Origin of the sequence: Leifsonia sp. NPDC056824 (genome assembly GCF_042789575.1) — a bacterium.
In the GTDB taxonomy this organism is placed as follows: domain Bacteria; phylum Actinomycetota; class Actinomycetes; order Actinomycetales; family Microbacteriaceae; genus Leifsonia.
In genome coordinates, this window is record NZ_JBHUAV010000001.1 from 551,322 (window position 1) to 566,144 (window position 14,823).

The 14,823-nt window shown below is 67.8% G+C and carries 7 protein-coding genes and 3 tRNA genes; 4 read left to right on the forward strand and 6 right to left on the reverse strand.

The window, feature by feature from the left end; genetic code table 11:
- Positions 1-299 precede the first annotated feature (299 nt).
- The 3 genes from ACFRFH_RS02845 to ACFRFH_RS02855 all read left to right on the forward strand — a co-directional run bounded on the left by ACFRFH_RS02845 (position 300) and on the right by ACFRFH_RS02855 (position 621).
- Positions 300-372 (forward strand) — tRNA-Glu (locus ACFRFH_RS02845).
- Between the two features lie 37 nt (positions 373-409).
- A tRNA-Asp gene (locus ACFRFH_RS02850) sits at positions 410-486 on the forward strand.
- A 62-nt stretch (positions 487-548) separates the two neighbouring features.
- Positions 549-621: transfer RNA gene (locus ACFRFH_RS02855), tRNA-Phe, on the forward strand.
- A 69-nt stretch (positions 622-690) separates the two neighbouring features.
- On the opposite strand, the gene ACFRFH_RS02860 is transcribed toward ACFRFH_RS02855, so the two are convergent.
- The 4 genes from ACFRFH_RS02860 to chvE form a co-directional block, all read right to left on the reverse strand.
- A complete protein-coding gene (locus ACFRFH_RS02860; protein WP_382461498.1) occupies positions 691-1,557 on the reverse strand; it encodes a GTP-binding protein LepA in 867 nt (288 codons plus the stop codon).
- 167 nt (positions 1,558-1,724) lie between these two features.
- Positions 1,725-2,900 carry a multiple monosaccharide ABC transporter permease gene (gene mmsB / locus ACFRFH_RS02865; protein ID WP_382461499.1) on the reverse strand — a complete coding sequence of 392 codons (1,176 nt, stop codon included), beginning with the start codon at positions 2,898-2,900 and terminating at the stop codon, positions 1,725-1,727.
- Positions 2,897-4,441 carry a multiple monosaccharide ABC transporter ATP-binding protein gene (gene mmsA, locus ACFRFH_RS02870; protein WP_382461500.1) on the reverse strand — a complete coding sequence of 515 codons (1,545 nt, stop codon included), beginning with the start codon at positions 4,439-4,441 and terminating at the stop codon, positions 2,897-2,899. The genes mmsB and mmsA overlap by 4 nt, the downstream gene beginning before the upstream one ends.
- A gap of 76 nt (positions 4,442-4,517) precedes the next feature.
- A complete protein-coding gene (gene chvE / locus ACFRFH_RS02875; RefSeq protein ID WP_382461501.1) occupies positions 4,518-5,645 on the reverse strand; it encodes a multiple monosaccharide ABC transporter substrate-binding protein in 1,128 nt (375 codons plus the stop codon).
- Between the two features lie 405 nt (positions 5,646-6,050).
- Between chvE and ACFRFH_RS02880 the strand changes: the two genes are divergently transcribed.
- Positions 6,051-7,076: a LacI family DNA-binding transcriptional regulator gene (locus tag ACFRFH_RS02880; RefSeq protein ID WP_382461502.1), complete on the forward strand. Its 1,026-nt coding sequence runs from the start codon at positions 6,051-6,053 to the stop codon at positions 7,074-7,076.
- Between the two features lie 19 nt (positions 7,077-7,095).
- Here ACFRFH_RS02880 and ACFRFH_RS02885 read toward each other — a convergent pair whose 3' ends face one another.
- Entirely contained in the window at positions 7,096-13,422 is a 6,327-nt protein-coding gene (locus tag ACFRFH_RS02885) for a hypothetical protein (protein WP_382461503.1), read from the reverse strand.
- A 109-nt stretch (positions 13,423-13,531) separates the two neighbouring features.
- Positions 13,532-14,770 (reverse strand): NAD(P)/FAD-dependent oxidoreductase, encoded by a 1,239-nt coding sequence (locus tag ACFRFH_RS02890; RefSeq protein WP_382461504.1) that lies wholly within the window; start codon positions 14,768-14,770, stop codon positions 13,532-13,534.
- Positions 14,771-14,823: the final 53 nt, after the last annotated feature.

Genomic DNA, 14,823 nt, shown 5'->3' on the forward strand with positions numbered 1-14,823 from the left:
TCAACACGGGTCTCGTCATCACCAGCAGCAACATTAGCAACATCACCATACGCCGCCCGGGTCGGGGGAGGGCGGGCGGTGCTCGATCGGGACCTCGTGCGCCTCGCACGGACGACAGGGGGCCGTCGATCGCCATCTTCGCTGGCGTCCGGCTTCTCACCGGGCATTTCACCGGGGCGTGGCGAGAACCGGCACGATCGACCCGCCCGGGCTGCAGGCCCGATTGGCATTCTGTCGGGGACTTCCGTATGCTTATGCGTCGGTGGTCATCGAAAAGCGAAAGCGATTCGGGACGATCCGGCCCCATCGTTTAGTGGCCTAGGACGCCGCCCTTTCACGGCGGTAGCACGGGTTCGAATCCCGTTGGGGTCACGATGGCATCCTTTATAATCGAATAGCAACACCATTAGGCCCTGTAGCGCAGTTGGTTAGCGTGCCGCCCTGTCACGGCGGAGGTCGCGGGTTCAAGTCCCGTCAGGGTCGCCACGGCGACAAGCCCTTCCGATTGGAAGGGCTTCCGTCTAGGTGGGCACGAGTTCGTGCCTCCCGGCTCTGTAGCTCAGTTGGTAGAGCGTTCGACTGAAAATCGAAAGGTCACCGGATCGATGCCGGTCGGAGCCACAGTGAAAACCCCCGGTCCGATAAGGATTCCGGGGGTTTTTCGTTGCCCTGGTGCGGCCACCGCCGATTTCAGGCCCCGAACCCGCGTTCCCGGTAGAGTTCGATGCTCTCCCGCAGCGCCTTGAGCACGTACGGCGGGAACTCCATGCCGCTCTGCTCTGCCCAGAGCAGCTGCGCTTCAATCCTGCCGACCTCGCGTGCGTACTTCTCGAGATCGTCGGCGAAGCCGAGCACGGTCGCCACACCGCCCATCTGTGCGCGATAGCGGTCCTGGTGGTTCGTGCCGACGAGGTGGTACGTCTTCTCCCTCAGAACCCGCGCCAGGTAGAGCTGCCATGGCTTGAGCGCGCCGCTCTGGATCAGTTCCGTCGCGCTCATCCGGTAGAACGCGAAGTGTCCCGGCTCCTGCCGCCGGATCGGGCTGATGATGGTTTCAGCGATCGCGGACTCGCCGAGCTGCAGCATCCCGTCGTGGAGGACGTTGTAGGCCAGCACCGCCTGCCGCTCGGTGCTCGCTCCGGTGAGGTAGTAGAGCAGCCGCGCGATGTCCTGGATCGTGGAGAAGTGCGCGAGGGCGCCCATGACCTTGATACCGAACGAGACCTCGAGTTCCGGCTGAGCAGCAGGCCGGCCGAGATCCTGCTGCAGGCGGTCGAGGATCAGTCCGTGCTGGATCTCCTGCGGCTGCCACACGTCGGCGTAGAACATGCGGTCGACTTCGTGCACGTCAGGCAGAAGCACGAGCAGCTCGAGCACGTTCCTGTCGACTTCGAGCTCCACCCGCGCGAGGTAGTCGATGACGTGGCCGTAGCGATCGGCGACAGCCCCCGGAGAGCGGACGTCACGGTCGACCGAGTCGAGAGCGATCGGCGGATGCTGCTCCCCGAGCCGCTGGACGTGCTCGAGAATCCTCTGCGGAGAGATGCGGTCTGCCATCACGTCCATCATGGACCGACATCGTCGCCGTGTCAGGAGGGGGCGCGCTGCCGGAGGGCCGACAACTGAGCGCGGCAGCCCGTCGCTGACGTGGCTGCCGCGCTCTGTTTATTCGGGCGATTGTGCGGTTCGGGTCCGCCCCTCGCTCGCTTCCTTCATCTGCGGTGTCAGGACCCGACCGACCTCCGCTTGTTGAAGACGTCGAACGCGACCGCCGCCAGCAGGACGAGGCCCTTGATCAGCTGCTGATAGTCGCTGTCGACGCCGAGGATGGACATGCCGTTGTTGAGCACACCGATGATGAGGCCACCGATGATCGCGCCGGGGACCGTTCCGATGCCTCCGGTGACGGCCGCGCCGCCGATGAAGACCGCGGAGATGGCGTCCAGTTCGAATCCGTTGCCTGCGCTCGGGCTGGCGAGGTTGAGGCCGGCGGTGAAGACGAGACCCGCGATGGCCGAGATCACGCCCATGTTGATGAACAGCAGGAACGTCACGCGCTTGGTCTTGACTCCGGAGAGCGCCGCGGCGGCCAGGTTGCCGCCGATGGCGTAGATGTGCCGCCCGAACACCGAGCGGTTCATCACCGCGGTGTACCCGACGACGAGCACGCCGAGGATGATGAGCACGATCGGCGTCCCGTTGTAGCTGGCGAGAAGCAGCGTCACCGTGAGCACCAGCGCGACGAGGAAGAGCAGCTTGAGGATGAACCACCACAGCGGCTCGTCCTCGAGGTCGTACTTGCGGCGCACCAGCCGCTGGCGAACGGACGTCGCGACGATGGCGATCGACGCGAGGAGCCCGAGGATGAGGGTGAGCGGCTCGTAGCCGGAGGTCCCGAACGCCGGGAGGAATCCGGAGCCGATCGAGCGGAACTCCTTCGGGAAGAACGAGATCTGCTGGTTGCCCAGCGCGATCTGGGCGGCGCCGCGGAAGACGAGCATGCCCGCGAGGGTGACGATGAAGGCGGGTATGCCGAAGTAGGCGACCCAGTATCCCTGCCACGCACCGACCAGCGCGCCCAGGACGAGGCAGAACACCACGGCGAGCGGCCACGGCAGGTGCCATTGCGAGATCATCACCCCGGCCATCGCACCGATGAACGCGACGACGCTGCCGACCGAGAGGTCGATGTGGCCGGCGATGATGATCATCACCATGCCGACGGCCAGGATCAGGATGTAGCTGTTCTGGACGATGAGGTTGGTGACGTTGATCGGCGCGAGGGTGATCCCCGCCGTCGTGATCTGGAAGAACAGCACGATCACGATCAGCGCGATGAAGAGGCCGATCTGTCGGAGCTGGCCCGTCAGGTAGCTGACGGCGTTCGTGAGCGGTTTCATTCTGTGGTCTTCTCGCGTTCCTGGGTCATGAATTGCATGAGGTATTCGGCGGTTGCCTTCTCGCGCGGGACGTCGGCGGTGATCCGTCCTTCGCTCAGGGTGTAGATGCGGTCGCAGATGCCGAGCAGCTCGGGCAGCTCGGAGGAGATGACGATGATCCCCTTCCCGGCGTCGGCGAGGCGGTCGATGATCGTGTAGATCTCGTACTTCGCTCCGACGTCGATGCCGCGGGTGGGCTCGTCCAAGATCAGCACATCCGGGTCGGCGTACATCCACTTCGAGAGCACGACCTTCTGCTGGTTGCCTCCGGAGAGCTTGCCGGTGAGCGTCGAGACGTTGGGCGTCTTGATGTTCATCGACTTCCGGTAGCCCTCCGCGACGATCCGCTCCTTGTGCTCGTTGACGAACTTGAGCCAGTCCACGAGCTTGTCGAGCGCTGCGATCGAGATGTTCCGCTGGATGTCGTCGATCAGGTTGAGCCCGAAGTGCTTGCGGTCCTCGGTCGAGTAGGCGATTCCGTGCTCGATGGCCTTGGAGACCGTGCTGGTGGAGATCGGCTCGCCGCGCTTGTAGACCTGGCCGCTGATGTCGACGCCGTAGCTGCGGCCGAAGACGCTCATCGCCAGTTCGGTCCGGCCGGCGCCCATCAGACCGGCGATGCCGACGATCTCGCCTGCGCGCACGGTGAGGTTGGCGCCGTCGACCACCTTGCGACTGCGGTCGAGCGGGTGGTGCACGGTCCAGTCCTCGATGCGCAGCAGCTCCTCGCCGATGTGCGGCACATGGTCGGGGAACCTGCTGGCGACGTCGCGCCCGACCATCCCCTTGATGATCCGGTCCTCGCTGGCGCCGTCCCCGCGCATCTCGAGGGTCTCGATGGTGCGCCCGTCGCGGATGATCGTGACGCGGTCGGCGATCGCTTTGATCTCGTTGAGCTTGTGGCTGATGATGATCGAGGTGATGCCGTGGCTCTGGAGCTGGCGGATCAGGTCGAGCAGGTGCGCAGAGTCGTCGTCGTTGAGGGCGGCGGTCGGCTCATCGAGGATGAGGATCTTCACCTCCTTGGAGAGCGCCTTCGCGATCTCCACGAGCTGCTGCTTGCCGACACCGATGTCTTTGATCTTGGTGATCGGGTTGTCGTGCAGCCCCACCCGGGCGAGCAGCTTGCCGGCTTCGAGGTTGGTTTCGTTCCAGTCGATCCAGCCGCCGTGCTGACGCTCGTTGCCGAGGTAGATGTTCTCGGCGATGGACAGGTACGGCGAGAGCGCCAGCTCCTGGTGGATGATGACGATGCCGGCGGCCTCGGAGTCGTTGATCGACTTGAACTCGACCGGGTCGCCGTTCAGGACGATCTCCCCGTCGAAGGTGCCGTGCGGGTAGACCCCGGAGAGGACCTTCATCAGGGTGGATTTGCCGGCGCCGTTCTCGCCGCAGATGGCGTGGACCGACCCCTCCTCGATCGAGATCGAGACATCCTGAAGCGCCTTGACCCCAGGGAACGTCTTCGAGATGTTGCGCATCTCGAGAATCGTGTTGGACATTGTCTCCCTTGCTTCGTCGCGGGCGGGGCGGGCACCTCGAAACGGGCACCCGCCCCACCTCGGCGACCGGATCGGACTACTGGAGGTCGGAGGCCTTGTAGTAGCCGCTGTCCACGAGCACCTTCTGGTAGTTGTCCTTGGTCACGACCACGGGCTGGAAGAGGTAGCTCGGCACGACCTTGGTCTTGTTGTCGTAGCTCTTCGTGTCGTTGACCTCCGGCGTCTTGCCGGTGAGGATGTCGTTCGCCATCTTGGCCGCCTCGTTCGCGAGCTGACGGGTGTCCTTGTAGACCGTCGAGTACTGGGTGCCGGCGATGATCTGCTTGACGCTCGCGACCTCGGCGTCCTGACCGGTGATGATCGGCAGCTTCTTGCCGCTGGAGCCGTAGCCCGCGCCCTCGAGTGCACTGAGGATGCCGTCGGACAGACCGTCGTAGGGCGAGAGGACGCCCTGCACCGCAGCGCCGCCCGAGTACGACTTCGCGATCAGGTCCTGCATGCGGGCCTTCGCGGTCGCCGGGTCCCACCGCAGGATGGCGACCTGGTTGAAGTTGGTCTGCCCGCTCTTCACGACGAGGGTGCCGTCGGAGATGTAGGGCTTGAGGGTGTCCATCGCGCCGTTGAAGAAGAACGTGGCGTTGTTGTCGTCCGGGCTGCCCGCGAACAGCTCGACGTTGAACGGGCCCTTGGCCCCGGTCTTCTTGCCGTCCGCGTCCAGGACGCCGAGGCCGGTCAGCAGCGAGTTCGCCTGGTAGACGCCGACCTTGTAGTTGTCGAACGAGACGTAGTAGTCGACGTTCTTGTCACCGGTCAGGAGGCGGTCGTAGGAGATGACCTTGATGCCGGCCTTGGCAGCGGCGTCGAGCTGGTCGGTGAGCGAGCCGCCATCGATCGACGCGACGATCAGGACCTTGGCGCCCTTGGTGATCATCGTGTTGATCTGCTGCACCTGGGTCGGGATGTCGTTGTTGGCGTACTCGAGGTCGACCTTGTAGCCGTTCTTCTCGAGGTCGGACTTGACGGCGTTGCCGTCCGCGATCCACCGCTCGGACACCTTGGTCGGCATGGCGACGCCGACGAGCGCGCCCTTGTTGTCGGTGGTGCCTGCGGCGGATCCGGTGCCCGGGCGACCGCCCGAGCAGGCTGCGAGCGTGATGGCGACACCGAGGACGATCGCCCCGAGCGCGATTCTCTTCAACTTCACTGTGATTCCCTTCGAGGGTGAGGCGGTCTGCACGCGGAGTGCGTGCGGGTACCAGGGAGCTGGGAGCGGTCTTCACGGTCGAGCGATCGAGGGAGCGCGGGCGGTGGTGCCGAGGTGCTGCTTCGCATCTCGCTGTCCTCCTTCTGCGACGTCCTCGTCGTCCGCTAGGCTGCATTCCGATATATGTGACCGGTCCCAGAACGGGTATGACGTTATGCCTCAACCAGCCTTCTCGTCAAGCAACGCGCCGAAAGTTGTTGCGCGCGTGCACGGGAAGCCGGCGATCCGAGGTCGGGGCCCGCGTCCGCATCCACCCGCCGACGACCCGGCCCTAGTATCAGCAGACCGGCACGATTCACCTCTGCGTCGTGCCCGGAGTCGTAGTGCCAGGACACCGGAGCGAGCATGACGGACAAGGTCGACAGCGAGACGGGCAGGCCCCTCTCCATCCGCGATGTCGCACGCATCGCCGGGGTCTCCCGCCAGACGGTGTCGCGCGTGCTGAACGGCGAACGCTATATCAAGCCGTCGACCGAGGAGCATGTCCGCAAGGTCATCGAAGAACTCGCCTGGCGGCCGAACAGCGCCGCCCGCGCGCTCGCCACCTCCCGCTTCAAGGCCATCGGCCTCCTGGTCTCCGCCCGTTCGCACTACGGCCCGTTCAGTGCGGCGGCCGCGGTGGATGAGGCGGCCCGCGCACGCGGTTACGCGATCGTCTCAGCGACACTGGCACACGAGGACGAGGCGAGCCTGACGGAGGCGCTCGATGCCTTCCTCGCGCAAGGCGTCGACGGGGTCGTCGTGATCGCGCCCCAGCAGCGCGCGCACGAAGCTCTTCGCAAGGTATCCATCCGGGTGCCGTTCATCAGCTTGCAGTGGCCCGACACCCCCGGTGACAGAGCCGTCGCATTCGATCAACGCGAGGGCGCGCGCCTTGCGACCCGCCACCTGATCGAGCTGGGCCACACGCGCATCGTGCACGTCGCCGGGCCGCAGGACTGGAACGAGGCGGAGGAGCGCATGCGCGGCTATCTCGACGAGATGTCGGCGAGGGATCTTCCGACCACTCCCCCCGTCCTGGGCGATTGGACGGCGGACACGGGTTACGACCTCGGCATGAAGCTGCTCCGCTCACGAGAGTTCACTGCGGTCTTCGCGTCCAACGACCAGATGGCGCTGGGCCTCATGCATGCCGCAGCGGAGCTGGCCTTGTCCGTGCCCGACGACCTGAGCATCGTCGGGTTCGACGACATCCCCGAGGCGAAGCATTTCGCCCCGCCCCTCACCACCGTGCGTCAGGACTTCGCGCAGCTCGGCGCGCGAGCGATAGAACGTCTGATCGCGGCCATCGAAGGAAGCACGCTGATCCCGGTCGACGACTTCGGCGCTCCCGAGCTGATCGTCCGCAAGAGTACGGTTGCGCCCGCGTGACGCGTTGTGCGGGGCGCCGTCAGCGGTCGTCAGCGCGACGTGTCCGCCACCGGCGCGCTCCGAGAAGCAGCAGCCCAGCGGCGCTCAGCACGAGCGCGACGATCAGCGGACCCAGGACGTCGCTGCCGGTGGCGGCGATCGCCGACGGACTCGAACCCGGCGGAGCCGGGGACGGCGGCGGACCCGCGACGATGTCGACCTGTGCAGCGGCCGTGTTGTTCGCCGTCACGGTGTCGGGCTCGCTGGGCGTCGCGCTGAACGTGAACGGGAGGACATCGCCCGGGGACCCGGTCGCGGTCCCGGTGATCTGATAGACCACCTGCTCGCCCGGTGCCAGCGTGCCGACGGCGAACGTCAGGCCGCCCATGCCGTCGGGCGGTTTCGGGCGACCGGCCGGCCACGAGACGGCGACGCCGGAGACGCCGGTGAACGCGGGAGGCGACGTCAGTGTCGCCACTACTCCGGTCGCCTGGCTCGGACCGTTGTTGCGAACGGTGGCCGTGAGCTGGACCTGACCGCCGGACAGGGTGGTCTGCGTCGACGGTGAGAGCGTGACGGCGATGTCGACGGAGGCGGTCACGCTGCCGCAGGCGGTCGCCTGGTTGTCCGTCACGTCCGGGTCGAGCGAGCCGGAGCCCACGAGGGCCGTGTTGCAGAGGTCGGCGCCTGCGGTGTCCGGGTTCACCCCGAAGGTGACCAGGACGGAGGCGGACGCGCCGACCGCGAGCGTCCCGAGCGGGCACTGGACGATGGTCGCCGTGTCTCCCGCACGGAGGTCGTTCGTGGTCGGCATCGGACAGGCAGCCCCGCCCTCGACCGTCGCCGACACATAGGTCATCCCGGTCGGGACGTTGTCGGACGCGACGACGTTGTCGGCGATGGACGGGCCGGCGTTGTGCACCGTCAGCCTCCAGGTCGCGGGCTGTCCGGCGACCAGTGGGTTCGGTTCGACCAGCGTCTTGGTGATGCTGGTGTCGGAGACGCGCTGGACGAGCACGGTCTGCGAGGTCGTATTGTCGGCGAGCGTCGTCTCCGGGGTGTCGTTGCGTACGACCGCGGTGGTCGTGTACGCCCCGGCGGGGGTGTCGCCGGGGATGTGCATGACGACGACGTCCGTGGCCGACGATCCCGGAGGCGAGACGGCGAACTGCGGGAGCACCATGCAGGTGAGCACGTACTGGAAGTTCTGCCACGGCACGCTCGCAGGATCGGCGGGCGGGGTCTGGTTCCAGGTGCAGCTGCTGGCGGGGACGTCGAAGCTCACCGGAACGAAGCCGGGCGGGAAGGTCGTCTCGCCGTTGACGTTGACCGCGGTCGACGGGCCGTTGTTGACGAGGTATCCGGTGTAGGTGACCTCCTGCCCGGCGGCCGGGGTGTCGGTGCTGACCGAGGAGGAGATGGCCACGTTGGTGAGTCGCTGCACCGCGACCGTCGCCGTGGCCGTGTTGTTCGTGAGGTCGACGTCGTTGGCCAGCGAACCGACGACCGCGGTGTTGGTGGCGTCTCCGGCGGCGAGGCCGGGGTCGGTGTCGGTGACGATGTGGATGGACACGGTCTGCCCGGCGCCGACCACCCCGACCCGGCAGGCGATCACGTTCGCGGCGGCCGGAAGCCTCGGCTGTGCGAGGTTCTCGTTGAAGTCCGCGCCGACGAGCGGCGGCGCGCAGTCCGACTGCGCGGCGTCCAGCGTGAAGCCGTCGGGGAGCTGATCGGTCACGACGGCGTGGGCGACTCCCGAGGGACCGGCGTTGACGACTGTCAGGGTGTACCCGATCGAGCCCCCGGCATTCACTGTGGCCGAGTCGGGCGTCTTGAAGAGCTTCAGATCGGCGACGTTGACGATGTCGACGTGCGCGGTGCCGCTGACGGAGGCCTGGCCGCCGGTCAGCGGTGTCGAGGTGGTCGCGATCGCGGTGTTCGGCACCTGCTCGGCGAACTGGTCGCCGCCGTTGATCGTCGCGGCGTCGTCAGCCAGTACTCCGTTGATCGTGACGATGACCGCGGGAGGGGGTGTGGTCCCCTGCCATCCGGGAACCGTGCCGAGCTCGCACTCCACGTCGCTCACCACTCCCACGCCGATCTGGATCTCCGGCGTGATCGTGCACAAGCCGCTCCCTGTGGAGGAGACGGTCGTCGCCGTGAAGCCGGGCGGGAGCACATCGGTGAGGAGCGTGTTCTCGGCGTCGGAGAACCCGGTCGACGGCACGCTCACTGCGATCTGGTAGCTGAAGGTGCTGCCGGCCACGAAGGAGGGGTGCGGCAGGGTGGGATCGGCTGGGCTCGGCGATTCGTCCGGGTTCGGGATCGTGCCGATCGGCGTCTTCGTGACGGCCAGCGCCGTCACCGCCGGCCCGACCACGATCGGCCGGGTGAGCTGGTTGTTGGCGAGGGTGGTCTCCGGGGTCGTCGTGGCGACCTGGACCGTGTCCGGATGCGAGCCGGGCGCGGCGCTCGCCGAGACCTGGATGTCGTAGTCGATGGTCACGCTCTGGCCGGGTAGCAGGCTTGAGCCGAACGCGCCGTTCTCGATGGTGCAGGAGGCCTCCCTGCCGGTGTTGACGCAGTTCGACGGCTGGGTCCCGGCGTTCGTGACGAAGGCGTCGACGGTGCGGGTGGCGAGGTAGGTGACGTCCGTCGCCATCGACGGGCCGTTGTTCGTCAGCACGACGTGGACGTGTCGCAGGGTGCCGGGCCCGGTCGCCGCGGGGTCGACCGGATCGACCGTGAAGTCGGTCACGGCGACGTCGGCGAGTGGCTCGACGATGCTGGTGGCGGTCGAGGTGTTGTTGGAGGGGTTGTTGTCGGGGTTGTTGACGGGGTCGCCGCTCTGCACCGTGGCCGTGTTCGTCAGGCTCGAACCAGCGGGGATGCCCGGATCGAGCGAGACCAGGACCTGGACGGTGACCGACTGTCCCGCGTCGAGGTCGGGCGAGATCCCGCCGGCGCCGGTGAGCTGGCAGCGCAGAGCCTGGGCCGCCGTAGTGCAGCCGACGCCCTGGCCCTGGCCGACGGTGACGCTGGCGCTCACGAAGGTCGCGCCGGCCGGGAGGGTGTCGAGGATCACCGGAGCGATCGCGGCCAGGTTCTCGGCGACGTTCGTCGGGTCGTTGTTGTTGGTGATGACGAACGTGTACGGCACAGGGGGGATGGGTGCGCCGGCCGGGACGCCGGTCCCCGCGCCAGGGGTCACGGTGGCCGGGGCGCTCTTCGCGAGGGAGAGGTCGACGAACGGGAGTCCGCTGAGCGTCCAGCTCGCCGTGTTGTTGTCGGGATCGGTGTCGCCCGCCGCGCTGATGGTCACCGTCTCCACGACGTCCGGACCTCCGGCGAGCACCTGCTGCGCCGTCATGTTCACCGTGATCACCGCCGTGCCGCCGGGCAGGATCGGGCCGGGGACGACGCAGGTGAACCCGGTCGCCGTCGTGGTAGCGGTGCATCCCGTGACCGAGTCGAGCGCGAGCTGAGGCGGCAGGCTGTCGTCCACCGCGACATCGGTCGCGGCCGACGGCCCTGCGTTGCTGATCGTGATGGTGTAGACGACGGGCCGGGGCGCCTGGCCCGGCAGCGTCGTGCGGTTCGCGGTCTTCGCGACCGACAGGTCGTAGGAGGCGGTGACCGTCGTGGAGGCGGTCGCGCTGTTGTTGGACATGTCGGGGTCCGGCGTCGAGCTGGTGACCGTGGCGGTGTTGGCCAGCGTGCCGGTGCTCAGCGCGGACACGGTGCCGGTCAGCGTGATCGTCCCTCCGGCCCCGGCCTGAAGCGAGCCGTCGGCGGCCACACCGGCGGAGAGGAGCGCGCCGAGGTCGCAGCTCAGGCTCGACGCGGTCACGGTGCAGGTGCCGCGGGTCGTGGAGGCCGAGGTCAGGGTGACGCCTGCGGGCGCGGTGTCCGTGACCGTGACCGCCTCCGCGTCGGACGGACCCCAGTTGGCGGCGCCCAGCGTCCAGGTGATGGTCTGGCCCGCGTCGACCTGCGCCGGCGCCGTCTTCGCCATCCGGACGTCTGCCGTCGGCGCGCTCGTGGTGACCGTCGCGTGGACCGTGTTGTTCGAGGGCACCGGGTCGGGCGTGCTCGAGGCGACGGTGGCGGTGTTCCCGACGACGGTCCCCTGGGCGAGCCCGGTGGCCAGCACGGTGTCCAGCGGGATCGTGACCGTGGAACCGGCAGCCAGCGTGGGGACCGTGCAGCGTGCGGAGCCGCTGGGCTGCACCACGCAGCTCGTCGCGCCCTCCGTGCCCGTGATCGTCGCCTGCGCCGGGTCGTCGAGGACATCGTCGACGGTGACGTTCTGCGCGTCGGACGGCCCCTGGTTCGTGACCGACAGGGTCCAGACCACGCGGGTGCCCGGCACGGCGGGCGACGGGCTGGGCGACTTCGTGATGGCGAGGTCCGCCTGGCGGGCGAGCGAGACGGTGTCGCCCGACACGTTGTTGCCGGGGACCGGGTCGAAGGAGGTCGTGCTCACCGAGGCGACGTTGCTGAGACTCGTCGCCGTCGACGCCGCATCCACCGTGCCGGTCAGCGTGATCGCGAGGACCGCGCCGTTCGGGAGGTCGCCGAGGGAGCATGTGACCGTTCCGCCCGCTGTCGTGCAGGTTCCCTGCGGGGTGGTGGCAGTGACCCCGTTCCAGCCGATGGGAATCGGATCCGTCACGGCCACCGCGGCCGCACTGTTGGGGCCGTTGTTGCGGACGGTCAGCGTCGCCGTCACGGTCGAGCCGGCGAGGGCGGGATCCGGCGACAGCGACTTCGTGATCCCGACGTCGGCCTGCTGGAGCACCGCGATGCTGGCGACGTTGGACGTGTAGGTCGCTGCCGTACCTGTGGTCTCGGTGCGGTAGTCGAGGGTGGCGAGGTTCGTCACCGTCGTGCCTCCCGCCGCGCCGTCTAGGGTGACCTGGAAGGTGTACGACTGGCGCGAGGTGCCGTCGTCGGTGCACCCCGTCCCTGAGCACGCCATCCTCCCGCCCGTGGTCGCGTTCGCACCGGCGCCGAGGCGCACTGTGACCGTGCGGCCGGTTATCTCGCCGCGGTCGTCGCCCGGGGAGTCCGTGAGCGGTGTCGTCGCGCCCGTGACCGGGTTCACCAGGGCGAGCGACCCCGGCACGTAGGTGGTGTTCGCCGGGAGGGTGTCGTGCGAGACCGCTCCGAGCGCGGCATCCTGGCCGGTGTTGGCGTAGTTGACGGTGTACTGGAGCGTGTCGCCCGGGCGCGCCGGATTGTTGCCGTTGACATCCACGACGGATTTGGCCGACGCGGTGAAGTCGGGCGCGTACAGGTTGATGGCGAGCCCGACGACGCCCGGATAGTAGACGTCGCCGTTGGACGAGAAGGTGAAGGTCGCACTCGTGGCGCTGTTCGGGATCGCGCCGGACGCCCCGAGGTTCTTGATGTCGTACCCGAGCATGTTCCGATTCGCGGGAGTCCGGGTCGTGACCGACGTTCCGTTGAGGTCGTTGGTGGAGTTGAAGAAGTTGGAGCCGGGCGAGAGCGGCGTCGCGAGCTGTGTGCTGTTGAGCAGCGTGTAGTCGCCGGTCAGCGACAGGTCGCCCTCGTACGCCACCATCGTGAGCTGGGCGTCCACGGTGCCCGACTTCGGCGCGAGGAATCCGGACACCGTCACCGACTGCGGAGTGCCCTGCCCGACCACGTTGAACCCGTCGAACACCGTCAGATTCCGCAAGGGCAGGCCCGGCGCGGAGTAGACGACCGTCAACGCCCACCCGGCGTACCGGTCCACACCCGTCGCGGCTGTGACGTTCGCTCCCCAGTACACGCCGTTGCCCGTCGACTGCACGATCGACGTCACGTCCGCGAAGCGTTGGTACGCGTTGTAACTCGAGCTGTTCGGGCCGAACTGGTCACGCGCCGCAGTGGAGGCCGTGACTGTCCGGTACGCCGCGTCGCCGGGAGCGCGGAACGACATCGTGCCGATGTTCGCCGCATTTCCCGCGCTCCCGTTCGTACCGGCGTCGAGTCGCGCACCCCAGTAGAGCCCCGCCCACAGCACGCTCGCGCCTGCCGGCAGGGCGAGCTGCGAGGACGACGAGTTGAACGTGCCGGCGACGTTGTCCGCGTCGAGGTTGACCATGTTGAAGTTGTTGTTGTCCTGCGCGGCCCCGTTCTGCGCGCTGGTGCACGCACTCGACGCCGGACAGGTCAGCAGGCCGTTGCCGATCGAGATCATGGCCCCGTTGGCGTTGACCGAGAACTTCGACGTGAACGGAACGGTGGCGGCGGCCTGCGCCGGCCCGTCGGGCAGCACTGCGATCACAGCGAGGGCGGAGGTGGCGAGCACGACGGCGCACAGCGAAGCGAGCCACCGCCGTCGGGATTCGTGTGCCATGACGCCCCCTCGTCGGGGGCATGCTAAGCCTGTGGACCTGCCGGTGGGAACCGGGGACGCGATATCGGAGAATCGACCTCTCGTGCCTCGCTGCTCCCCCGAACGGCTCTCACGCTACGCGGGCCATCTCCGCCAGCGGGACGTCGCTGTCCCGCAGCTCATCGACGCGAACCTGCACACGCGACGCGACGAGCGCCTTGATCTCATCGTTGACATCCCACACGTTCACATTCATCCCCGCGACGACGCGCGCCTCTCGGATCCAGAAGGCGATGAACTCCCCCGTGGACGGATCTCCTCGATAGACGAGTTCAGCGTCGCGGGTGAGCGGTGCGAAACCGGCGTACTCCATGCCGAGGTCGAACTGGTCGGTGTAGAAGTAGGGGATGGCGTCGTGGACGGCGCGTCTCCCGAGCATCGCCTTCGCCGCGGCCGTGCCACCGTCGATGGCGTTGGCCCAGTGCTCGCTGCGCAGCCGGCGGTCGATGAGGGGATGCATGGCGTTTGCGATATCGCCGGCGGCGAAGACCGCGGGAGCGCTGCTGCGGAGGTCGGCGTCGACGAGCACTCCGTTCTCGACGGCCAGGCCGGCAGCCTGCGCCAACTCCACCGCCGGGACGGCTCCGACGCCGACCAGGACCAGATCGGCAGGGAAGCTCGTGCCGTCTTTCAACCGGACACCCGTGGCGCGTCCGGCCTCGCCGACGATGGCCTCGACGTCCACGGACGTGCGGATGTCGACCCCGTGCTGTGCGTGCAGGCCGGCGAAGAACCGCCCGAGTTCGTCGCCGAGTGCGACCGCCAGCGGGATGGGGTCACGTTCGAGGATCGTCACATCGTTCCCGAGGGTGCGGGCGGTCGCCGCGACCTCCATCCCTATCCACCCCGAGCCGATGAGCACCAACCGCTTGCCACCATCGCGGAGGGTCTCGCGCAGACGGTCGCTGTCGTCCACCGTTCGAAGCGACAGCACGCCCTCCAGGTCGATCCCGGGGATCGGAAGACGGCGCGGGACGGAGCCGGTTGCGAGCAACGCGCGATCGAAACTGTACCGCTGGCCTGCGACGGTGGTGACCGCTCCCGCGGGGTCGATCTCTCCGATGCGCGTTCCGAGGTTCAGCTCCACGTCATGGTCGCGGTACCACTCCGGTTCGATCACGTCGATGCTCGTGCGCTCGTCTGCGCCCGCCAGGTATCCCTTGGAGAGCGGCGGGCGGATGTACGGGAGATGCCGTTCGGCGCCGAACAGCCGGAGGCGACCGTCGTAACCCTCCTCGCGCAAGGTCTTGGCCGCGGTCGCACCGGCCAGCGCAGCTCCGACGATCACGATGTCCTCGATAGCGCTCATCGTTCTGCCGCCCTTTCCGCGAACAGCGCCCGAGTTAAGGCGCCCGACCACCG